The following is a 21,467-nucleotide window of genomic DNA, read 5'->3' as shown; positions in this document are numbered from 1 at the left end:
ATGGCCGCGGATCGCCAGGCGCGGATCGACGCGCTGCTCGACCGGCAGGATATTGTCGACTGCCTGACCCGGTTCAGCCGGGGTATGGACCGGTTCGACCGGGCGTTGTTCCTGTCGGCCTTTCATGATGATGCCACGGTCGCGGCGGGCAGCTTCGCCGGCGCGCCCGATGCGCTCTATGCCTGGGCCAGCGCCCTGCATGAGGGCGGGCAGGTGGCGACCCATCATAATCTGCTCAACATGACGATCGATATCGACGGCGATGGTGCCCATGCCGAAACCTATTATCTGTTCGTCGGCCGCAACCGGGACGAGAGTAACTGGATCGCCGGGGGCCGCTATCTCGACCGGCTGGAACGGCGCGATGGCCAGTGGAAGATTGTGCTGCGCACCAACATGATCGAATGGTCCGGGCTGGTGCCGACGCTGCCGCTCCCCTTTGGCGACATAGCGGACCTGCATGCCAATGGCGCGCCGGCACGGGACAAGAGCGATCCTTCCTATCAGCGGCCGCTGGCCAACCGGCGGGCGCTGCATATTCCCCAATAGCGCGCATCGCGGGGTCGATCCTTGGGCGGGGACATTCTGTCCACGTTGACGCCGCCTGCCGCGCATCCCACCTTCGCATCGAAATGGGGCCATGCTGCGTTGGACGCAGCGATGGGCGCGCCCTGCGCCCCTTGCCCCGCATCCTGCCGAAGAAGGTGATCCGATGACCATAGCCCTTGCCGACCCCAGCCTGCTGCGCGAACAATGCTATGTCGACGGCCAGTGGATCGGCACTGCCAGCATCGACGTGACCGATCCTGCGACGGACGAGCGGCTGGCCGGCATTCCCGCGATCGACGAGGCGGGGACGCGCGCGGCGATCGAGGCGGCCGAGGCGGCACTGCCAGAGTGGAAGGCGAAGACGGCGGGCGAGCGGTCGCGCATATTGCGCCGCTGGTTCGAACTGCTGATCGCGCATCAGGATGACCTGGCGATGATCCTGACCCGCGAGCAGGGCAAGGCGCTGACCGAGGCCAAGGGCGAGATCGCCTATGCCGCCAGCTTCATCGAATGGTTCGGCGAAGAGGCCAAGCGCATCTATGGCGAGATCATTCCCAGCCATCGCGCCGACAGCCGCATCGTCGTCATCAAGCAGCCGGTCGGCGTGGTCGCCGCGATCACGCCTTGGAATTTCCCCGCCGCGATGATCACGCGCAAGGCGGCGCCGGCGCTGGCGGCAGGCTGCACCATGGTCTTGAAGCCCGCGACCCAGACGCCGCTCACCGCGCTGGCGCTCGCCGTGCTGGCCGAACGGGCGGGCGTGCCCAAGGGCGTGTTCAACGTCGTCACCGGATCGTCGCGGGTGATCGGCGCGGAACTGACCGGCAACCCGCTGGTGCGCAAGCTGAGCTTCACCGGATCGACCGAGGTTGGCAAGACGCTGATGGCGCAATGCGCGCCGACGATGAAGAAGCTGTCGATGGAGCTGGGCGGCAATGCGCCCTTCATCGTCTTTGCCGATGCCGATCTGGATGCTGCGGTCGAAGGCGCGATCGCGTCCAAATATCGCAACAGCGGCCAGACCTGCGTCTGCGTCAACCGCATCCTGGTGCAGCGCGACGTCGCGCCGGCCTTTGCCGAGAAGCTGAAGGCCGCCGTCGCCAAGCTGAAGGTCGGGCCGGGTACGGAAGCGGGCGTCACCCAGGGGCCGCTGATCGACGATAAGGCGGTCGAGAAGGTCGAGGAACATGTCGCCGACGCGCTGGCCAAGGGCGGCACGCTGGTGAGCGGTGGGCATCGCCACGCACTGGGCCACAGCTTCTTCGAGCCGACCATCATCAGCGGCTGCACGCCGGAGATGAAGCTGGCCGACGAGGAGACGTTCGGGCCGCTCGCCGCGATCTTCCTGTTCGACACGGAAGAGGAAGCGGTCGCGCTGGCCAACGCCACCGAAGTCGGCCTGTCGGGCTATTTCTACACCCGCGACCTGTCGCGCGCCTGGCGCGTGGGCGAGGCGCTGGAGGTTGGCATGGTCGGCATCAATACCGGCCTCATCTCGACCGAGGTCGCGCCGTTCGGCGGCATCAAGGAATCGGGCATGGGCCGCGAAGGATCGCGCCATGGCATCGAGGACTATGTCGAGATCAAATATCTGTGCATGTCCGGGATCTGACGCAGACTATCGAAAGGGGATGATGATGGCGGGAGTGGTGGCGGTAACCGGTGCGGCCGGTGCGCTGGGCCGGGCGGCGGTGCAGGTGCTGCGCGCGGCCGGCTGGACGGTGGCGGGTATCGACCTGGGCGATGTGCCGGCCGATGGCGTCGACCTGGCGCTGGGCGGCATTGACCTGTCCGACGAGCAGGCGGTGGCCGGCGCAGCCGAGAAGATCGGCGAAGCACTGGGCGGGCTCGACGGGCTGGTCAATATTGCCGGCGGCTTCAGCTGGGAGACGGTGGAGGATGGCTCGGTCGCCACCTGGGACCGGCTCTATGGCATGAATGTCCGCACCGCGCTGATCGCGACTCGCGCGCTGTTGCCGCTGCTGCGCGATGGCGGCGGCGCGATCGTCAATATCGGCGCTGCGGCGTCGGTGAAGGCGGCCGCCGGCATGGGCGCCTATGCCGCGTCCAAGGCGGGAGTCGCACGCCTGACCGAGGCGCTGGCCGAAGAACTGAAGGATGCGGGCGTGCGCGTGAATGCGGTGCTGCCCAGCATCATCGACACGCCGGCCAACCGCGCCGACATGCCCGACGCGGATGCCAGCCGCTGGGTCTCGCCCGAGGCGCTGGGCGGGGTGATCGCCTTCCTGCTGTCGCCCGCCGCCGCGCCGATCACCGGCGCGCTGATCCCGGTCACCGGCCGGGTCTGATCGCGATCGACCGGTTGCCGTTGCAAGGCGCGCAACCGGTCGATGGCGTTTCGTGCAACTGGCCTTGGCGCCTTTGCATTTGCGAAAAAAGCCGGGGAGGACCAGATGAACCTCGATGCTGCGACGCAGCAATATTCTTGTCCGAGGTTCTTATGTTTTCGCTCATCTCGCTCTATTTCGCCTATCGCCGGGACGTCGTCACCGCCGAGCGTTATATCGCCGCGCTGACCCCCGCTGCCGAGCCGGTTTCGGCCGACGTCGTGACCTTCCCGGTCGCCAAGGAAGAAAAGCTGGCCCGCGCCGCCTGATCGGCGCGCCAGCTGACGACTGACTACCTCTCCCGCTGACTGCCCATTTTCGGGGCAGCGCCGCGGCCAGAAGGCCGCCAAGGGATCGCCACAGCGCTAACAGCGCCGGCCCGCCGCTCCGCCATTGCAAGTCAACATATGTGTTGATTAACAAAATGGCGAGAACAGCGATCCCCAGGAGAGGTCATGACCTGCAAGCCGACGCAGACGCCTGCGGCTGACACATTCGATATCCCGACCCTGCGCGAGAAATATCGCGCCGAGCGCGACAAGCGGATGCGCGCCGACCGGGAAGGCCAATATCAGCCGACCACCGACGACACGACGCACAGCTATGACGTCGACCCGCATATGCCGGTCGTTGCCCGCGATCCGATCGTCGAGGAACTGGATGTCGTGGTGCTGGGCGCGGGCTTTGCCGGCCTGCTCGCCGGCTATCACCTGACCAAGCAGGGCGTCACCAATTTCCGCAATATCGACCATGGCGGCGATTTCGGCGGCGTCTGGTACTGGAATCGCTATCCCGGCATCCAGTGCGACAATGACGCCTATTGCTATCTGCCGCTGCTGGAAGAAACCGGCTTCATGCCGTCGAAGAAATTCGCCGACGGCGCGGAGATCCAGGCCTATTGCCGCCAGATCGCCGAAAGCTTCGGTTTCGCCGACAAGGCATTGTTCCACACCCTCATTACCTCGCTGAAATGGGACGAGTCGATCCAGCGCTGGCGCGTCGGCACCAGCCGGGGCGACGAACTGCTGGCCCGCTTCGTGGTGATGGGCTGTGGCGTGCTCAACATGCCCAAGCTGCCCGGCATCGCCGGCATCAACAGCTTCAAGGGCAAGATATTCCACACCGCCCGCTGGGACTATGAGTATAGCGGCGGCAGCTACGCCAATCCGGTGCTCGACAGGCTGGCCGACAAGCGGGTTGCCATCATCGGCACCGGCGCGACCGCGATCCAGGCGGTGCCCTATCTCGGCCGCTACGCCAAACAGCTCTATGTCATCCAGCGCACGCCATCGACCGTGGACGAGCGGCCCAATCCGGCGACCGACGCCGACTGGGCGGCGTCGCTCCAGCCCGGCTGGCAGGCGGATCGCCAGGCCAATTTCCACCGGGCCGCGATGGAATCCTTTGCGCCGGGCGAGCCGGACCTGATCTGCGACATCTGGACCGAGATTGCCCGCAACCTGTCGGCCGAGCTGGAAGCCGAAGGCTGGCCCGAAATGTCGATCGAGCAGTTCATGGCCAAGCGCGAAGTGGTCGATTATCGCGTGATGGAGCGGCTACGCGCCCGCGTCGACGAGATGGTCGAGGACAAGGCGACGGCCGAGGCCCTGAAGCCCTGGTATCGCTTCCTCTGCAAGCGTCCGCTGTCGAGCAATGAGTTCTACCCGACCTTCAACCGGCCCAATGTCACGCTGATCGACGTTGCCGACAGCAAGGGGCTGGAGAAGATCACCGAAAAGGGCTTCGTGTCGGGCGGCGTCGAATATGAGGTCGACTGCATCATCTTCGCCAGCGGCTTCGAGGTGACGAGCGAGCTGAAGCGCCGCTGGGGCATCGATGCGGTCGAGGGACGCGATGGCCTGTCCATCTACGATCATTGGGCCAATGGCCCGCGCACCCTGCACGGCACCATGACCCATGGTTTCCCCAACCAGTTCTTCATCGGCTATATCCAAGGCGGCCTCAACGCCAGCGTGACCGAACAGTTCGGCCGCCAGGCGGAGCATATCGCCCATATCATCCATGCGGTGATGGATAAGGGCGCCAAGGTGGTCGAGACCACCCTGCAGGGGCAGGAGGATTATGTCCGCCATTTCGAGGAAATGGAAATCGACATGACCGCCTTCCAGCAGGAATGCACCCCCAGCTATTTCACCAATGAAGGCCAGGTGAAGGCGCCCTGGGCGCTGTTCCGCAGCTATGGGCCGGGCTGGGGCGCATTCCAGAAACTGGTGCAGGACTGGCGCGCGAAGGGCGATCTCGACGGCATGGAATTGCGGTCCTGAGCCATGGGCCGGATCGCCCCGGGGATGGTTCGTAGCGGTCGCCGCTCTTCCCTTGGGACGCTCCCGCCAGTTGCGATAGGCAGGTTGAAAATATTGTCCTTGCGGACCCGGCGAGCGGACTCGCGGGCCGTACCCATCGGGCAACGCGGACGTTGCAGGAGGATGCCATGAGCAAGATCGACAATATCGATGTGGAGGCGCTGGCCAAGCCGCTGACCTACCCGACCGAGGCATTCCTGTCGAAGGACTATGCCCTGGCGGAGAAGGAGAAGCTGTGGCCCCATGTCTGGCAGATGGCGGCGCGGGTCGAGGAACTGCCCGATGTCGGCGACTGGATGACCTACGACATTTGCGACGAGTCGATCATCATCGTGCGGACCGCGCCCGACACGTTGCGCGCCTTCTTCAATGTATGCCCGCATCGCGGCCGCCAACTGGTCGATGTGCCCAAGGACGTGCATTCGGTGCGTGGCAAGAACCGGCGCAGCTTCGTCTGCGGCTTCCATGGCTGGACCTTCGATACAGAGGGTAACAACACCTACATCCTCGACCCGCAGGACTGGCAGGGCGCGCTCAATGCCGAATGCACCCGCCTGTCGGACGTCAAGATCGATATATGGGGTGGCTGGATCTGGATCCACATGGACCTGAATGCCGAGCCGCTGATCGATTTCCTGGGCGATGCCGGCCGCATCCTGTCCCACTTCGAAATGGACAAGATGCGCTACAAATGGCGCAAATGGGTGGTCTACCCGGCCAACTGGAAGACCGCGCTGGAGGCTTTCATGGAGCCTTATCATGTCGCGGGCACCCATACCCAGCTGCTCGATTATGGCGATTATTACGCCTACAGCGCGGCTTATGGCCTGCATGGGGTGAGCGGTTTCGACCAGCGCGACCCGGCCTTCCAGATGAGCCAGAGCAGCAGCGTCACCCGCGCCGGCAAGGGCGACGATCCGCGCCGCTCCACCTATGAGCTGATCCGCGAAAATTACGAGACATTGAACTATGCGGCCTCGACCGAGACTTTGGTCAATGCGGCGAGCCGGCTGGTCGACGAACTGCCCGAGGGCACGGCGGCGGGCGACGTCATCGCCCATTGGCTGAAATCCGCCAAGGCGGACGATGCCGCGCGCGGCGTCATCTGGCCGGAAATCCCGCCCGAGGTGATGGCCGAGGCGGGGCTTGCCTGGCACGTCTTTCCCAACATGTCGGTGCTGCAGGGGATCACCTTCGCCCTGTGCTACCGCACCCGTCCCTATGGCGACGATCCCGACATGTGCATCTTCGAATCCTACGCGATCGAGCGCTTTCCCGAAGGTGAAGTGCCGGTCACCGAATGGGAAGAGAGGGAAGCCACGGCCGAGGGCTGGGGCGCCGTCCTCGCCCAGGACTTCTCGAACATGGAATGGGTGCAGAAGGGCATGAAGTCGCGCGGCTTCCGCGGGCCGCTGCCCAACCCCCACCAGGAACGCAAGATCACCAATTTCCACCGCAACCTAGCCACGTACATGGGTACGGGCGCACCGAGGTTACTCAAATGAGCTATGACGATCCCAAGCCCGCCGTCAACGTGAACGCCACCGACAAGAAGGGCACGCCGGTCTACAAGCGGATGCTGGACCTGTTCGAGGCCGAAGGCATCAACACGCTGTTCGGCATTCCCGACCCGAATTTCGTCCACATGTTCCTGGAGGCCGAACGGCGCGGCTGGACCGTGGTTGCGCCCCATCATGAGGCCGCTGCCGGCTTCATGGCCGAGGCCGCGTCGCGCATCACCGGCAAGCCCGCCGTCGCGATCGGCACGCTGGGGCCGGGCATCGCCAATATGGCGCCCGCCATCCAGTGCGCGCTGGTCGAAAATTCGCCGGTCATCTTCCTGTCGGGCCAGCGCGCCCGCGTCACCGAACAGCGCGTCCGTCGCGGCCGCATCCAGTTTGTGAAGCAGATGCCGCTGTTCGAAAATAGCGTCAAATATGCTGCCTCGATCGAATATGCCGACCAGACCGACGAGGTCGTGCGTGAGGGCATTCGCAAGGCGATGGGCGGCACTCCCGGCCCGGTCTATATCGAATATCCCAGCCACATCATCCTGGAGGAACTGGACCTGCCCGCGCCGCTGGCGCCGGACCGCTATCGCCTGGTCAACCAGGGCGCGGACATCGACCGGGTCAAGGAAGCGGCCGACCTGATCCGCGCCGCCAAGAACCCGATCCTGCTGGTCGGCCATGCCGTCCACACCTCGCGCTCCGGCGCGGCGGTGAAGGAACTGGCGGACCTGATGAACTGCCCGGTGATCCAGACCTCGGGCGGCACCAGCTATATCAAGGGGCTGGAAGACCGCACTTTCCAGTATGTCTTCTCCAAGGCTTCGATCGAGGCGGTCACGGAATCGGATCTGGTGCTGGCGCTGGGCACCGAACTGGGCGAGCCGGTCCATTTCGGCAAGTGGCGCTACTGGATGAAGAATGAAGCGATCCGCAAGTGGATCTATGTCGAGCAGGACCCGGCCGCGATCGGCGTCAACCGGCCGATCGACGTGCCGCTGGTCGGCGACCTGCGCGGCGTCGTGCCGCAGCTGGTCGAGGCGCTGAAGGATACGCCGCGCCCGCCCGCGCCGATGCTGGAAGCCTTCATGCGTGATGGCCAGGCGGAACTGGACGAACTGGCGGCGGAATCGCGCACCAAGAGCGACGGCACCGGCGACCTGCCGATCCATCCCGCCCGTCTGGCGGTGGAAGCGACCGAGGCCTTCCCCAAGGACGGCATCCTGATCCGCGACGGCGGTGCCGGCGTGATCTTCCAGTGGACCTATTCGCAGTGCAAGCCGAATGACGTCATCTGGAACCAGAATTTCGGTCATATCGGCACCGGCATTCCCTATGCCACCGGCGCGATGCTGGCGGACAAGGCGGCCACCGGCGTCAGCCGTCCGGGCCTGTTGCTGACTTCCGACAGCAGCTTCATGTTCCATATCGCCGAACTGGAAGTGGCGGTGCGCACCAAGCTGCCGCTGGTCTGCGTCGTCGGCGTGGATAATCAGTGGGGCCTGGAAGTGGGCGTCTACAAGCGCACCTTCGGCCAGGGCACGGAAGAAACCGGCACCCATTGGAGCAAGGAAGTCCGCTTCGACAAGATCGGCGAGGGCTTTGGCTGCCACGGCGAATATGTGACCCGCGCGGAGGACATCAAGCCGGCGATCGCGCGCGCCTATGCCAGCGGCAAGCCGGGCGTCGTCCATGTCGTGATCGACCCCAAGGCCAATTCGGAAGAAATGCCGAAATATGCCGAATTCCGCACCTGGTACGCCGAAGGCACCCAGTAAAATGCCCTTCCTCCCCGGATAAGGGGAGGGGGACCGCCGCAGGCGGTGGAGGGGTGTCACCCTGGTGGGCACACCCCTCCGTCTGGCCTTTGGCCAGCCACCTCCCCTTCAGGGGGAGGATTTTGGAGAGGATGGGACATCGACATGCGCGACTATCGGAACTTCTATATCGACGGCCAGTGGGTCGCCCCGGTCGAACCGAAGACCGCGGATGTCATCAACCCCGCGACCGAGGCGGTGGCCGGCACCATTTCGCTCGGCGGTGTCGCCGACGTGAACAAGGCGGTCGCCGCCGCGCGCAAGGCCTTTGCCAGCTGGTGGCAGACCACACGCGAACAGCGGCTCGACCTGCTGCTCGCCATCCAGGCCGAATATGCGCGGCGCCAGACCGAACTGGGCGACGCGATCATCGAGGAGATGGGTGCGCCGTCCTCGCTGGCCCATGGCTTCCATGTCGGGCTGGGGGCGGGGCATCTGCAGACCGCGATCGAGGTGCTGCGCGAATTCAAGTTCGACGAGCCGCATGGCGCGACGATGATCGCGCGCGAGCCGATCGGCGTCTGCGCGCTCATCACGCCGTGGAACTGGCCGATGAACCAGACCTGCGTGAAGATTTTCCCGGCGCTGGCCACTGGCTGCACCATGATCCTGAAGCCGCCACAACTCGCCCCCTTCTCGGCCCAGATCCTGGCCGAAATTCTCGATACGGCGGGCGTGCCGGCGGGCGTGTTCAACATGGTGCAGGGCAGCGGCAGCGTGATCGGCACCGCGCTTTCCACCCATGAGGATGTCGACATGGTGTCCTTCACCGGGTCGGAGCCGGTTGGCGTGCAGATTCAGAAGGACGCGGCGACCACGATCAAGCGGGTCGGCCTGGAACTGGGCGGCAAGAGCGCCTTCATCGTGCTCGACGATGACGCGCTGGCCGCCAATGTCGCGGGCGCGACCGGTGGCATGATGGGCAATTCGGGCCAGACCTGCAGCGCCGGATCGCGCCTGCTGGTGCCCGCGTCGCGCATGGACGAGGTGATCGCCGCAGCCAAGGCGGCGGCGGACGCGGTGACGGTCGGTGATCCGACCGGCAATGTCGCCATGGGTCCGGTCGTGTCGAAGAGCCAGTACAACATCATTCAGGATTATATCCAGAAGGGCCTGGACGAGGGCGCGACCCTGATCGCCGGTGGCGCCGGTCGCCCGGACGGGATCGACAGGGGCTGGTTCGTGAAGCCGACGGTGTTCGTTGGCACCAACGACATGGTGATCGCGCGGGAGGAGATATTCGGCCCGGTGCTGGTGATCATCGGCTATGACGATATCGACCATGCGGTCGAGATCGCCAATGACAGCAATTTCGGCCTCGCCGGCTATGTCAGCGGCACGGATGTGGACCAGTGCCGTGCCGTCGCCCGACGGATGCGCACCGGCTGGATCAGCATCAATGGCGGCTTCGATTTCCACGCCCCCTTTGGCGGCTACAAGCGCAGCGGCAATGGCCGCGAGTGGGGCGAGCATGGCTTCCTCGAATATCTCGAAGTGAAGTCGCTGCTGGGCTACGCCTGAGATGGCGGTCCAGTCCGGGCGTTATGGCGCCGCCAGTGCTGCGGCCGCTGCCGAGGGCTGGACCCTCGCGCGGCTGACCCCGCCCAGTCGTCTGCACGGCGCCAATGGCCTTGCGACCGGGCCGGACGGGCGCCTCTATGTCGCACAGGTCGGTGGCAGCCAGGTCAGCGCGATCGATGTCGACAGCGGCGCGATCGAAACGATCAGCGCGATGGGCGGCGCCATCGTCGCGCCCGACGATCTGGTGTTCGATGATGCGGGCAATATGTATCTGACCGAGATTACCGAGGGCCGGGTCGCGATGCGCACGCCGTCGGGCGATGTGCGGGTGGTGCGCGGCGACATTCCGGTCGCCAACCCGATCACCTGGCATCAGGGTCGGCTGATCGCGGGCGAATGCCGCATCGGCGCGCGGATCATGGAACTGGACCTGGATGGCGGCGAACCGCGCATCATCCTCGACAATATCCCGATGGCGAACGCCTTTCAGGTCGGGCCGGACGGCAAGCTCTATTTCCCGGTGATGGGCGCCAACGAGATCTGGCGGGTGGACCTGAATGGCGGCGCGCCCGAAGTGGTGGCCGGCGATCTGGGCGTGCCGGATTCGGTGAAGTTCGACAGCAAGGGGCGGATCGTCACGACCCAGGTGGCCAGCGGTCAGGTGTTGCGGCTCGATCTGGTGAGCGGCACGCGCGAAGTGCTGGCCGACCTTGGCCCCGGCCTCGACAATGTCAGCTTCATCGGTGACCGCATCTTCGTGTCGAGCATTCCGGGCGAGATCACCGAATTGCTGGGCGATGGCAAGGTCCGCTCCGTCGTGCCGCGCGCACTGCAATGGCCGCTGGGCCTCGCCATGGGTGCGGATGGGGCGCTGTTCGTTGCCGATGGCACCTTCGGCTATACGCTGCGGGCCGGCGAGGCGCTGACCCTGGCCGGCATGATCTTCTACCCCGGCTGCCCCGGCTATATGCGCGGCGTTGCCGCCGGCGCGCAGGCGGCCGAATGGATCATCAGCACCGGCCTGGGCGCGGTGGCGCGCTATCGGCCGGGGCAGGGGGAAAGCGATTTCCTGGCCACCGGCCTCGACCAGTTGATGGGGGTGGCGGTCGCGCCGGGCGGGGCGGTGGTGGTTGCCGAATATGGCACTGGCCGGCTGCTCTCGATCGAGAATGGCGCGGTCAGCGAACTCGCGACCGGACTCGACAAGCCGATGGGCGTGGCGCTGGCGCCGGACGGGACAGCCTATGTCGCCGAGGCCGGGGCGGGGCGCGTGCTGCGCATCGCGGGCGGTCGCAGCGAGACGATCATCGATGATCTTGGTCGGCCGGAAGGGTTGGCGATCCATGACGGGCAATTGGTCGTCGTCGATACGCGGACCAAGACATTGGTCGCCACCAACCTGTCGGGCGGCGCGCGCGCGACGATCGCCAGCGCCCTGCCGGTCGGCGCGCCCGCCGGCGTGACGCCCAAATTCCTGGGCCCGATCGGTGACATGGCCGGGCCGATGATCAATTTCGCCGATGTGACGGCGGGACCGGACGGCACGCTCTATGTGTCGGGCGACGCCGAAGGGAGCGTGCTGGCGCTACGCCGCCGGTAAGGGACGGTCGCCGCTGAGCTGCTCGCTGAGCGCGTCCGCCGCCTCGACCAGCGCCTGCTGCAATGCGCCCAGCCCCTCGCGTTGCAGTGCGGCGCCGATGCCGATCGCCACCAGCGCATGGACCGGGCGGCCCGCGCCTTTCCACACCGGCGCGGAGACGACGGTGACGCCGGCAATATATTGGCCCTCGTCCACCGCGAAGCCCTGCGCGCGGGTCTGGCGCAGTTGCTCCATCCAGTCGGAAAAGGGCGGCGGATCGTCCCAGCGCAGCGTGTCGAACCGCGCCTTCAGCTCCTTCTCGCCATAATCGCCAAAGGCGGCGATGCAGCGGCCGGTGGCGCTGATGAGCGCAGGAAAGCGGCTGCCGACCTGGGCACTCAGCTGGAAGCCGCTGCCCGACTGCGCCATGGCGACGACGATCATATGATCGAGGCCCACCGCCTGCACCCCCAGCATGGTGAGGCCGAAGCGCTGGGCCAGCCGATCCAGCACCGGCTGGGCAAGGTCGTTGAAGGCGTCGCGGCGCAGCCAGTTGCGCGCCAGCGTCAGCACGCCGGCCTGCAGCGCATAGCGTTTGGTGTCGGGATCGAAGGCGACCAGTTCCTCCTCCACCAGCGCGCGCAGCACATAGAGGCAGGTGCTGGGCACCAGCCCCAGTTCCTTGGCGATCGCCTGCACGCCCAGCGGCCGGTCGCTCTTGCCCAGCAGGCGCAGGATCGCGGCGGCACGGGCGATGGCGGGCGCCTTGCTCTCCTGCACGGCCTTGGCGACCTTGCGGACGGTGGAGGGCGGGCGGGGCGTGGTGCGGCTGTCGGTCATGGCGTCATCCTATCGCGCCACCGATGGGCTGTCATTCGAAATATAGAACATCATTCACTATTTACAACAAATGAGTCGCTGTGACATCGCTTGTGGCAAGCAGCGACGGGGGTTTGACCCGTTCGCCCAGTTGAATGCCGGACCGATGGGATGGGATGATGGCGAAGCTAACCGACTATCGCAGCTATGCCGATGCACAGGCACATGCGACCTCAGCGGCGCTGTGGGATCTGTTCGACGGCGACCGCGACGAACTGAACATCGCCCATGAATGCATCACCCGCCATGCCGACGGATCGGGCCGCGCCGCCGTGCGCATCGCTCATGCCGCCAATGGTGATGATGGCGGCCGGGACGAGATATTGAGCTTCGACGCGATCGCGGCGGGCGCCGCGCGCTTCGCCCATTGGCTGGACGCCGAGGGCATTCAGCCGGGCGAACGCATCGCTTTCATGCTGGAGCCTTCGCTGCCCTTCTATGTCTGTCTGTTCGGCGCGATGCAGACCGGCGCGATCTCGGTGCCGCTCTTCACCCTGTTCGGCCCGGATGCGCTGCGGCTGCGGGTGGATGATTGCAAGCCGACCATCCTCATCACCAATGCGGAAAAGGCGGAGCTGGCGCGCAGCATGGACGGGCCGCGCGTGATCGTCGCCGACGACGCATTGCTGGCCGATCTCGCCCGCTTCCCGGCGACTTACAGCCCGAAGACCAAGGCCAATGACCTGGCCGTCTTCCAATATACGTCGGGCACGACCCGCGAACTGCCCGAAGCGGTCAAGCACAGCCATCGCGCGCTGGTGACGTTGATGTTCGCCGCCCTCTACGGCACCGGCATTCGGCCGGGCGACGAGTTTTTCTGCCCCTCCTCGCCGGCCTGGGGGCATGGCCTGTGGCATGGCACGCTGGCGCCGCTGGGCCTGGGCGTCACCACCGGCACCTTTGCCGGCCGGTTCGATCCGGTGCGGCTGATGCAGGCGCTGGACGCTTATGGCATCACCAATATGTCGGCCGCCGCGACCCATTATCGTATGATGAAGAATAGCGGCCGGGCCGCCGACTTCGCCTTCCATTTCGACAAGCTGTCCTACACCGGCGAGCCGATCGACCCGGCGACGCTGGAGTTCATCGACGCCCATTTCAAGGTGCCGGCCTGTTCCATGTACGGCACGACCGAGATCGGCGTGGTGCTGGTCAACTATCCCGGCGCGCAGGATTTCATGGTGAAGCCGGGTTCGCTGGGCAAGGCGGTGCCGGGCCAGAAGCTGGAAGTGCAGCGCCCCGATGGCAGCGCCTGCGACCCCGGCGAGATTGGCGAACTGATGCTGTGGCGGCGCGACCGGTGGGAAACCACCAAGGACCGGGCGAAGATCGACGCCGACAGCTATTTCTACCATTGCGGCCGCGCCGACGACGTCATCATTTCGGCCGGCTGGACGATGAGCGCGGTCGAGATCGAAAATACGCTGCTCAAGCATGAGGCGGTGCTGGAATGCGCGGTGATCGGCGTGCCCGATGACAAGCGCGGCCAGGTGGTGAAGGCCTTCATCATCCTCAATCGCGACGGCAGCGACGCGCTGGTCCGCGAATTGCAGGACTTCACCCGCGAAAAGCTCGCCCAGCACGAATTTCCCCGCATCGTCGAATTCGTGACCGACCTGCCCAAGACGCCGGCCGGCAAGGTCCACCGCAAGATTTTGAGAGATCGTGAGGCCGCCAAGGCGGTCGAACTCGCCAACTGAAGTCAGGAGAAGAGAGATGGCAACATTGGCCGAAGCGCCCGTGAACAAATTCCCCAAGATCACCGAGGAGGGGCTGGACGACCTGCGCAAGCGCATCGGCGTCAAGATCGAGAATACGGTCGAACCGTGGAATTACGAAGCCACGCGCGACGCGATCCGCCATTATGCCCATGGCATCGGCGACGATAATCCGCTGTGGTGCGACCCGGCCTATGCCGAAAAGACCAAGCATGGTTCGCTGGTCGCGCTGCCGAGCTTCCTGTTCACCACCAGCCGTATCATCTCGGGCTATTGCGGTGGCCTGTCGGGCGTCCATGCGATGTGGGCCGGTGCCGACTGGACCTGGCACAAGCCGGTGCTGCGTAACGACACCATCCGCACCGAGGCCTATTTGAAGGATCTGGTCGAGCATCAGACCAAGTTTGCCGGCCGCAGCTTCCAGCAGATCTACCATGTCGATTTCTTCAACCAGTCGGGCGACAAGGTTGCCGAAGGCGACAGCTGGGTGTTCCGCACCGACCGCGACGAAGCGCGTGAGCGTGGCACCAAGTACACCGAAGCCCGTGGCCGGGTGGAGCCCTTCACCGACGAACAGCTCGCCGAAATGTACAAGCTGTACGAGAAGGAAGAAATTCGCGGCGCCACGCCCCGTTATTGGGAAGATGTGCAGGTCGGCGACGAGTTGCCGCGCATGATGAAGGGGCCGATGACCGTCACCGGCTTCATTTGCTATGCACAGGGCTGGGGCGGCCTCTATATCCGCGCCAACAAGCTGGCGTGGAAGATGCAGCAGAAGCATCCCGGCACCGGCATCAAGAACCGCTTCAACGTGCCCGACTGCCCGGAACGCGTCCATTGGGACGAGGCGTTCGCGCTCGAAGTCGGCGCGCCGGGCGCCTATGACTATGGTCCCGAACGCTGCAGCTGGCTGACCCATCAGGTCACCAACTGGATCGGCGACGACGGCTTCCTGCACAAGAGCAAGTGCCAGATCCGCCGCCACAATCCCGATGGCGACGTGATCTTCATCGACGGCAGCGTGATCCGCAAGTTCGAGGAGAACGGCAAGAAATATGTCGAGATCCAGCAGCGCGCGGAAACCCATCGCGGCGAAGTCTCGGCCTTCGGCACCTCGATTGCCGAACTGCCCAGCCGCCCGGCCTGATCCGGGCGCGGCGGGCCGTTCCTTCCCCCTGGGGAGGATTTGGGATGGGACGGCCCACCGAAAGATGCATGATGGACAGCCACGACAAGAATATATGGGCGGGGCCGCTGGCCGGGGTGCGGGTGCTGGATTTCACCCGCGTTCTCGCCGGCCCCTCGGCTGCCTTGGCGCTCGCCGATCTGGGCGCGGAGGTGATCAAGGTGGAGCCGCCGGGCAGTGGGGATGACACCCGCAGCTTCCCGCCGCTGCGCGAAGGCGAGAGTCATTATTTCCTCAGCGTCAATCGCGGCAAGAAGAGCATCGTGCTCGACTTGAAAGCCCCCGAGGGGCTGGCGATCGCCCGCGATCTGGCGGCCAAGTCGGATATCGTCATCGAAAATTACCGGCCCGGCGTGATGGACCGGCTGGGCCTTGGCTATGAGGCGTTGTCGGCGATCAACCCCGACCTCATCTATTGCGCCATTTCCGGCTTCGGCATGACCGGGCCACTCAAGGACCGGCCGTCCTTCGACATCGTGCTGCAGGCCATGTCCGGCGCGCTCAGCGTCAATGGCGAGCCGGGCGGGCTGCCGACCAAGCTCGGCATTCCGCTGGGCGATCTGGTCGGCGGCATCAACGGGCCGATCGCCATCCTCGCCGCCCTGCATGAGCGCCATGCCACCGGGCGCGGCCGGCTGATCGACATCAGCCTGATGGACGGGATGATCGGCCTGCTCGGCTATCTGGCGCAACTCAGCTTCTTCACCGGGCAGGATCCGGTGCCGCAGGGATCGCAGCATCCCAATCTCGTCCCCTATGGCGTGTTCCCCGCCAGCGACGGGTCGATCGTCATCGCCTGCCTCACCAATCATTTCTGGGGCAAGATCTGCGCCGCGCTGGGGCTCGACGCGCTGGCCGACGATCCGCGCTATGACATGCTCGACAAGAGGCGCGAGCGGCGGGCGGAGGTGAATGCCCTGCTGTCGGCGGTGACCCAGACCCACACCGTGGCTGACCTCGCCGACCTGTTCGCCGCGCATCAGGTGCCGCATGCGCCGATCCTGACCATCAGCGAGGCGCTGGCCCAGCCGCAGACGCTGGCCCGCAACATGGTGGTGGAGACCGAGCATAAGAGTTTGGGCACGATCCCGATCGTCAACCGTCCCTTCCGCTTCCCCGGTGCGGAGCAGCCGGTGCCGAGCGCGCCGCCGGTGCTGGGCGAGCATAGCGATATGGTGTTGGCAGACCTGTTGGGCATGGATGCGGAGACCATCGCCCGGTTGCGCGGCGCGGGCGTCGTCGCCTGAGCGATCATTTCCCCTCCTGCTTGGGGAGAGGACGCACGCACCGCTAAGCTCCCCGCCAATCATCATCCGGGAGAGAGACTATCATGTTGCGATTTGACGACCGCGTCGCCCTGATCACCGGCGCCGGGCGTGGCCTCGGCCGGGCCTATGCGCTGCTGCTGGCGGCGCGCGGCGCGAAGGTGGTGGTCAATGATCCCGGCGTCAGCATGCAGGGCGAGGGGACCGATGCCGGCCCGGCCCAGTCGGTGGTGGACGAAATCCGCGCCGCCGGCGGCCAGGCGATCGCCTCGACCGACAGCGTCGCCACGCCCGAAGGCGGGCAGGCGATGATCGACCTCGCCCGCGACCATTTCGGCAGCATCGACATCCTTATCCACAATGCCGGCATCGTCCGACGCGGCGGTCTGGCGGAGCTAAGCTATGCCGATTTCGAGACGGTACTCGACGTCCATCTGCGCGGCGCCTTCCATGTCGTGCGCGCCGCCTTCCCGCATATGTGCGCCGCCAATTATGGCCGCATCGTCCTGACCGGATCGATCAACGGCCTCTACGGCAATGCCGGGGTGGTCAATTACAGCGTCGCCAAAGCCGGGATGATCGGCCTGTCCAACGTCGCCGCGATCGAGGGGGCGGCCCATGGCGTGAAGAGCAACATCATCCTGCCCGGCGCCGTCACCCGCATGGCCGAGGGCCTCGATACCAGCGCCTATCCGCCGATGGATCCGGAACTGGTCGCACCGGCCGTCGGCTATCTTGCGCATCAGGATTGCGCGGTCAGCGGCGAGATGCTGATCGCCATGGCCGGGCGCGTCGCGCGGGCCTACACGATGGAAACCGTCGGCCTGTTCCAGCCCGACTGGACGATCGAGCAGATCGCCGATCGGCTGGAGGGGATCCGCGACACGCAGGACGCGTTGCTGTTTCCGCCGGTGCCGACCGGCCATCTCGACCATCTGCGCTACAGTTTCGCAATGGCCAGTCAGGGTGCAAAACAGGGCTGATCGCTCAGCCCTGTTTCGCCGCCATCATTGCCTGGATCAGTGGCTTGATCTGGGCTTCCACCGGCGCCGGGTTGAAATGCTCGGCGACCGACGCGATCCGGCCGTCGCGGATGCGCAGCAGGAAGACATAGCGATTGGCGAAGGGCTCGCCATTCACCAGCATGCCCGCCGACCGCACTTCGGCCGCGACCCGGTCCCCTTCCGCCGTCAATGAATCGACGGTGAAGCTCAGCCCGCCCTGGAACAGCGACCCCAGCATTGCCACGCCGCGCTGATAGGCAGCGCGCGGCGCATCGACGCCCGACGTCGTCGTCCAGGCGGTCATGTCCTCGGTCAGCAATTCGTCCGGCAGTGCCGCCGCCGACAGGGCGGCGAAGAAGCGGCGGGCCAGGTCATGATGGGCCTGCGTCATCGGATCAGGCCTTCACGGGGATCGAGAAGCGGTCGGTATAGGCCTTGAAATGGGCGTGGATCTGCGCCCGATCGAGGCCATAATCGGCCAGGTCATAGCTGTGCTTGCCATGCTTGCCCTGTGGATTGGCTGCCAGCATCGCAGTCATGCCGGCTTCCGCTTCCGCCGTGAACGGTTCGTCGAACCGGGCATAGAGCTTGCGCATCTCGCCGATCGGGTCGCGCAGCTGGTCGTCATACTGGATGTCGTGGATCGCATCCTGGCCATGCTTTTCGCGATAGGCCAGCATCCGCTCGATCATCAGGTCGAAGGTGCGCAGTTGCGAGCGGCCGACCTCGATCGGATCGACATCGGCGCTGAACATCTTGCGCACCTGATAGACGAGGCTGCAGGCCGAGCCGACGACGTCGGCCGGATCGCGATGGGTCATGACCAGCTGGGCATCGGGATAGACGCTGGTCAGGTCGTCCAGGAACAGCGGATGCCAGGGATTCTTCAGTGTCCAGCGGCCGCCATTTTCTGCCTGCAGCAATTGCAGCAGCCGCTTGTGATAGCGGAAGGCGGGCAGGTAGCTCGTGGCGAACAGCCATTTCTGATAGCTCGGGATGTGCAGGACCGAGTCATAATATTGGGCGCAGAAGGACGGCGCCATGGCGAACTGGCATTCGGTCGGGCTGTCGGCATCCTCATGATGGATGGCCGAAATATGCGGCGCATATTTGAGCGACATGTCGAGCCGCGCCTGTTCCGCGACATAGCGCGGGTCGCTGCTGAGCGTGCCGGCGGCAGCGGGTGGCGCCGAATTGAACGCCTCCCAGCGCAGGAAGGAGCGGCGGGCTGGATCGGCGTTCAAGAGGTTGATCGTCAAGGTTGTGCCGGTGCGCGGCAGGCCGAAGACGAACATCGGCTTCTCGATCGGGGTGTCGAGCAGGTCTGGATGGCGGGCGAGCCAGTCCTCGACCTGCAAGCGGTTGGCGAGCGTCGCGGTCAGCTGCTGCGCCCAGCGGCCCTGCGCCGCTTCGGTCAGATGGGCCTCGCGATTGATCGCGTCGACCAGCACGTCCAGACCTTCCAATATGGCGTCGTCGCCCAGATCGGTGAGGCCGGTCTGTTCGCGCGCGGCGGCGACCAGGGCGTCGGCGTCGAGGCCGATGGTGTCGGTGATCATGATCCTCTTCCCTTCTGTTTTCAGGCGGCCTGCGCCGCGATCTCGGCCAAGGCCCCCAGCACGCTGTCGGCATGTTCGTGCCGACAGATGAGGAGGTCTGGCATGTATGTGTCTTCTTGGTTGTAGATGAGCGGCGATCCGTCGATGCGGGAGGCGTGGAGGCCGTGGGCGAGTGCGACGGCGGCGGGCGCGCAACTGTCCCATTCATATTGGCCGCCGGCATGGAGATAGATGTCGGCCTGGCCCAGGATCACGGCCATGGCCTTGGCGCCGGCGCTGCCCATGGGGACCAGTTCGGCGCCCAGCGCCTCTGCGACCGCGACCGCCTGGGGTGCGGGGCGGGTGCGGGAGACGACCATGCGGAGCTTCTCGGGCGCGGGCGGGATTGCGCGCGGCTGGTCGGTGCGCAGGACGATGCCGTCGTCATGGCCGGGCAGCGCAACCGCACCGATGGTCGGCACGCCGTTTATGGCAAGACCGACATGGACGGCCCAGTCGGCGCGCGCCTCGCCATATTCGCGGGTGCCGTCGACCGGATCGACGATCCACACCCGGCTGTGGGTAAGTCTGGCTCCATCGCAGGCCATCTCCTCGGAGAGCAACCCGTCCTCGGCCCGCTGTTCGCGCAGCGCAGCAACAAGGAACTGGTTGGCGGTCTGGTCGCCGGCCTTGCCGAGCGCCTTGGCGCTGAACAGGCCCGAGGCGCGGACCTCCAGCAGCAGGCGGCCGGCGGTCTCGGCGAGATGGGCGGCCAGGTCCGCGTCAGTCATGCTGCCCTCCCTCATTTGAGCGGCATGATCTTGCGGATGATATGCTCGGCGGCCTCTTCCGGCGTCATCTCGACGGTGTTGACCCGTATTTCCGGAGCGGTGGGCGCCTCATAGGGACTGTCGATGCCGGTGAAGTTCTTGAGGGCGCCCGATCGGGCCTTCTTGTAGAGACCCTTGACGTCGCGCGCCTCGGCGACCTCCAGCGGCGTGTCGACGAAGATCTCGATGAACTCGCCGTCCGGCAGCATCTCGCGCACCATCTCGCGCTCGGCGCGGAAGGGGGAGATGAAGGCGGTCAGCACGATCAGGCCCGCATCCGCCATCAGCTTGGCAACCTCGCCGACCCGGCGGATATTCTCGATCCGGTCCGCCTCGGTAAAGCCCAGATCCTTGTTGAGGCCATGACGGATATTGTCGCCGTCCAAGAGGAAGGTGTGGCGGTTCATCAGCGCGAGCCGCTTTTCCACCTCATTGGCGATGGTCGACTTGCCCGAGCCCGAGAGACCGGTGAACCAGAGGATGCGGGGCACCTGGTTCTTGAGCTGGGCATGGGCCTCGCGGCCGATGTCGGTCGCCTGCCAATGGACATTCTGAGCGCGGCGCAGCGAGAAGTGGAGCATGCCCGCCGCCACGGTGCGGTTGGAGATCTTGTCGATCAGGATGAAGCCGCCGAGCGTGCGGTTGTCGGCATAGGGCTCGAACGTGATCGGCTTGTCGGTCGCCAGTTCGGCAACGCCAATGGCATTGAGGTCCAGCGTCTTGGCCGCCAGATGCTCCATGGTGTTGACGTTGACGACATATTTGGGCGCCTGGACGGTGGCCGAGACGCTCTGCGTGCCGATCTTGAGCCAATAGGGCCGGCCCGGCAGCATCGCCTCGTCATCCATCCACACGATGGTCGCCTCGAACTGGCTGGAGACCTCCGGAGGATTGTCGGCGACGGCGATCACGTCGCCGCGCGAACAGTCGATCTCGTCGGCGAAGCAGAGCGTGACCGACTGGCCGGCGATCGCTTCGTCGAGGTCGCCATCGCCACCGGTCCCGCTTGCCGGGCCGGTTCCACCCGGCATCGTCACGATGCGCGAGATGGTGCTGGTCTTGCCCGAGGGCAGCACCCGCACGGCATCGCCCGGCTTGACCGAGCCGCTGGCGATCAGGCCGGCAAAGCCGCGAAAGTCGAGATTGGGGCGATTGACCCACTGGACCGGCATGCGGAAGGGCTTGGCCGCCGCAGTGGTGGCATCGACCTCGACGCTTTCGAGATGCGCCATCAGGGTCGGCCCCTGATACCAGGGGGTTTTGTCGGACCGGGCGGTGATATTGTCGCCCTTGAAGCCGGAGATGGGGATGGGCGTGAAGGCGCTGATGCCGATGCTCTGCGCGAACGCGGCATAATCGGCGACGATCTTGTCGAACACCGCCTGGTCATAGCCGACCAGG

At 65.6% G+C, this 21,467-nt stretch carries 18 protein-coding genes; 13 read left to right on the top strand and 5 right to left on the bottom strand.

Going from position 1 to position 21,467, the window contains the following annotated elements; genetic code table 11:
* The 9 genes from AC13EK_RS02825 to AC13EK_RS02785 all read left to right on the top strand — a co-directional run bounded on the left by AC13EK_RS02825 (position 1) and on the right by AC13EK_RS02785 (position 11,667).
* Positions 1–549, top strand: a complete 549-nt coding sequence (locus AC13EK_RS02825; protein ID WP_069337299.1) for a nuclear transport factor 2 family protein — start codon at positions 1–3, stop codon at positions 547–549.
* 163 nt (positions 550–712) lie between these two features.
* Complete coding sequence (locus AC13EK_RS02820) at positions 713–2,161, top strand: NAD-dependent succinate-semialdehyde dehydrogenase (RefSeq protein ID WP_069337316.1); 1,449 nt, start codon at positions 713–715, stop codon at positions 2,159–2,161.
* 19 nt (positions 2,162–2,180) lie between these two features.
* A complete protein-coding gene (locus AC13EK_RS02815; RefSeq protein ID WP_069337300.1) occupies positions 2,181–2,858 on the top strand; it encodes an SDR family oxidoreductase in 678 nt (225 codons plus the stop codon).
* Between the two features lie 152 nt (positions 2,859–3,010).
* Positions 3,011–3,166 carry a hypothetical protein gene (locus tag AC13EK_RS02810; protein ID WP_004209077.1) on the top strand — a complete coding sequence of 52 codons (156 nt, stop codon included), beginning with the start codon at positions 3,011–3,013 and terminating at the stop codon, positions 3,164–3,166.
* Between the two features lie 186 nt (positions 3,167–3,352).
* Complete coding sequence (locus AC13EK_RS02805) at positions 3,353–5,182, top strand: flavin-containing monooxygenase (RefSeq protein ID WP_069337301.1); 1,830 nt, start codon at positions 3,353–3,355, stop codon at positions 5,180–5,182.
* Between the two features lie 167 nt (positions 5,183–5,349).
* Positions 5,350–6,726: an aromatic ring-hydroxylating oxygenase subunit alpha gene (locus AC13EK_RS02800; RefSeq protein ID WP_483022012.1), complete on the top strand. Its 1,377-nt coding sequence runs from the start codon at positions 5,350–5,352 to the stop codon at positions 6,724–6,726.
* The gene (locus AC13EK_RS02795; RefSeq protein WP_069337302.1) at positions 6,723–8,507 is read left to right on the top strand and encodes a thiamine pyrophosphate-binding protein; all 1,785 of its coding nucleotides are present in this window, start codon (positions 6,723–6,725) and stop codon (positions 8,505–8,507) included. Before AC13EK_RS02800 ends, AC13EK_RS02795 begins: the two co-directional genes overlap by 4 nt.
* A gap of 144 nt (positions 8,508–8,651) precedes the next feature.
* A complete protein-coding gene (locus AC13EK_RS02790; RefSeq protein WP_069337303.1) occupies positions 8,652–10,067 on the top strand; it encodes an aldehyde dehydrogenase family protein in 1,416 nt (471 codons plus the stop codon).
* Position 10,068: 1 nt separating this feature from the next.
* Positions 10,069–11,667 carry an SMP-30/gluconolactonase/LRE family protein gene (locus AC13EK_RS02785; protein WP_069337304.1) on the top strand — a complete coding sequence of 533 codons (1,599 nt, stop codon included), beginning with the start codon at positions 10,069–10,071 and terminating at the stop codon, positions 11,665–11,667.
* On the opposite strand, the gene AC13EK_RS02780 is transcribed toward AC13EK_RS02785, so the two are convergent.
* Entirely contained in the window at positions 11,653–12,486 is an 834-nt protein-coding gene (locus AC13EK_RS02780) for an IclR family transcriptional regulator (RefSeq protein WP_069337305.1), read from the bottom strand. The two genes, AC13EK_RS02785 and AC13EK_RS02780, sit on opposite strands and share 15 nt — an antisense overlap.
* Positions 12,487–12,641: 155 nt before the next feature.
* On the opposite strand from AC13EK_RS02780, the gene AC13EK_RS02775 reads away from it, so the two are divergent.
* From AC13EK_RS02775 to AC13EK_RS02760, 4 genes are all read left to right on the top strand, one after another.
* Positions 12,642–14,225, top strand: coding sequence for an acetate--CoA ligase (locus AC13EK_RS02775; RefSeq protein WP_234792386.1), 1,584 nt, complete (start codon positions 12,642–12,644; stop codon positions 14,223–14,225).
* A 16-nt stretch (positions 14,226–14,241) separates the two neighbouring features.
* A complete protein-coding gene (locus tag AC13EK_RS02770) occupies positions 14,242–15,390 on the top strand; it encodes an FAS1-like dehydratase domain-containing protein (protein ID WP_010338881.1) in 1,149 nt (382 codons plus the stop codon).
* Positions 15,391–15,458: 68 nt separating this feature from the next.
* The gene (locus tag AC13EK_RS02765; protein ID WP_234792387.1) at positions 15,459–16,676 is read left to right on the top strand and encodes a CaiB/BaiF CoA transferase family protein; all 1,218 of its coding nucleotides are present in this window, start codon (positions 15,459–15,461) and stop codon (positions 16,674–16,676) included.
* A gap of 83 nt (positions 16,677–16,759) precedes the next feature.
* Positions 16,760–17,677: an SDR family NAD(P)-dependent oxidoreductase gene (locus AC13EK_RS02760; RefSeq protein WP_069337307.1), complete on the top strand. Its 918-nt coding sequence runs from the start codon at positions 16,760–16,762 to the stop codon at positions 17,675–17,677.
* 4 nt (positions 17,678–17,681) lie between these two features.
* Here the strand turns inward: AC13EK_RS02760 and AC13EK_RS02755 are convergent, their stop codons facing one another.
* From AC13EK_RS02755 to cysC, 4 genes are all read right to left on the bottom strand, one after another.
* Positions 17,682–18,089: a nuclear transport factor 2 family protein gene (locus AC13EK_RS02755; RefSeq protein ID WP_069337308.1), complete on the bottom strand. Its 408-nt coding sequence runs from the start codon at positions 18,087–18,089 to the stop codon at positions 17,682–17,684.
* 4 nt (positions 18,090–18,093) lie between these two features.
* Positions 18,094–19,257 (bottom strand): sulfotransferase family protein, encoded by a 1,164-nt coding sequence (locus AC13EK_RS02750; protein ID WP_069337309.1) that lies wholly within the window; start codon positions 19,255–19,257, stop codon positions 18,094–18,096.
* A 20-nt stretch (positions 19,258–19,277) separates the two neighbouring features.
* Positions 19,278–20,027 carry a 3'(2'),5'-bisphosphate nucleotidase CysQ gene (locus AC13EK_RS02745; RefSeq protein WP_170828692.1) on the bottom strand — a complete coding sequence of 250 codons (750 nt, stop codon included), beginning with the start codon at positions 20,025–20,027 and terminating at the stop codon, positions 19,278–19,280.
* Positions 20,028–20,038: 11 nt separating this feature from the next.
* The coding region (cysC, locus tag AC13EK_RS02740) for an adenylyl-sulfate kinase (protein ID WP_483022011.1) at positions 20,039–21,467 on the bottom strand (1,429 nt) is incomplete at its 5' end.

The organism is Sphingobium sp. L-44, assembly GCF_056859495.1.
This window is presented reverse-complemented; position numbering and strand designations above follow the sequence as displayed.

Coding starts and splice junctions, on each gene's coding strand:
- AC13EK_RS02825 (WP_069337299.1), top strand. CDS start 1: ATGGCCGCGGATCGCCAGGCGCGGATCGACGCGCTGCTCGACCGGCAG.
- AC13EK_RS02820 (WP_069337316.1), top strand. CDS start 713: ATGACCATAGCCCTTGCCGACCCCAGCCTGCTGCGCGAACAATGCTAT.
- AC13EK_RS02815 (WP_069337300.1), top strand. CDS start 2,181: ATGATGATGGCGGGAGTGGTGGCGGTAACCGGTGCGGCCGGTGCGCTG.
- AC13EK_RS02810 (WP_004209077.1), top strand. CDS start 3,011: ATGTTTTCGCTCATCTCGCTCTATTTCGCCTATCGCCGGGACGTCGTC.
- AC13EK_RS02805 (WP_069337301.1), top strand. CDS start 3,353: ATGACCTGCAAGCCGACGCAGACGCCTGCGGCTGACACATTCGATATC.
- AC13EK_RS02800 (WP_483022012.1), top strand. CDS start 5,350: ATGAGCAAGATCGACAATATCGATGTGGAGGCGCTGGCCAAGCCGCTG.
- AC13EK_RS02795 (WP_069337302.1), top strand. CDS start 6,723: ATGAGCTATGACGATCCCAAGCCCGCCGTCAACGTGAACGCCACCGAC.
- AC13EK_RS02790 (WP_069337303.1), top strand. CDS start 8,652: ATGCGCGACTATCGGAACTTCTATATCGACGGCCAGTGGGTCGCCCCG.
- AC13EK_RS02785 (WP_069337304.1), top strand. CDS start 10,069: ATGGCGGTCCAGTCCGGGCGTTATGGCGCCGCCAGTGCTGCGGCCGCT.
- AC13EK_RS02780 (WP_069337305.1), bottom strand. CDS start 12,486: ATGACCGACAGCCGCACCACGCCCCGCCCGCCCTCCACCGTCCGCAAG.
- AC13EK_RS02775 (WP_234792386.1), top strand. CDS start 12,642: ATGATGGCGAAGCTAACCGACTATCGCAGCTATGCCGATGCACAGGCA.
- AC13EK_RS02770 (WP_010338881.1), top strand. CDS start 14,242: ATGGCAACATTGGCCGAAGCGCCCGTGAACAAATTCCCCAAGATCACC.
- AC13EK_RS02765 (WP_234792387.1), top strand. CDS start 15,459: ATGATGGACAGCCACGACAAGAATATATGGGCGGGGCCGCTGGCCGGG.
- AC13EK_RS02760 (WP_069337307.1), top strand. CDS start 16,760: ATGTTGCGATTTGACGACCGCGTCGCCCTGATCACCGGCGCCGGGCGT.
- AC13EK_RS02755 (WP_069337308.1), bottom strand. CDS start 18,089: ATGACGCAGGCCCATCATGACCTGGCCCGCCGCTTCTTCGCCGCCCTG.
- AC13EK_RS02750 (WP_069337309.1), bottom strand. CDS start 19,257: ATGATCACCGACACCATCGGCCTCGACGCCGACGCCCTGGTCGCCGCC.
- AC13EK_RS02745 (WP_170828692.1), bottom strand. CDS start 20,027: ATGACTGACGCGGACCTGGCCGCCCATCTCGCCGAGACCGCCGGCCGC.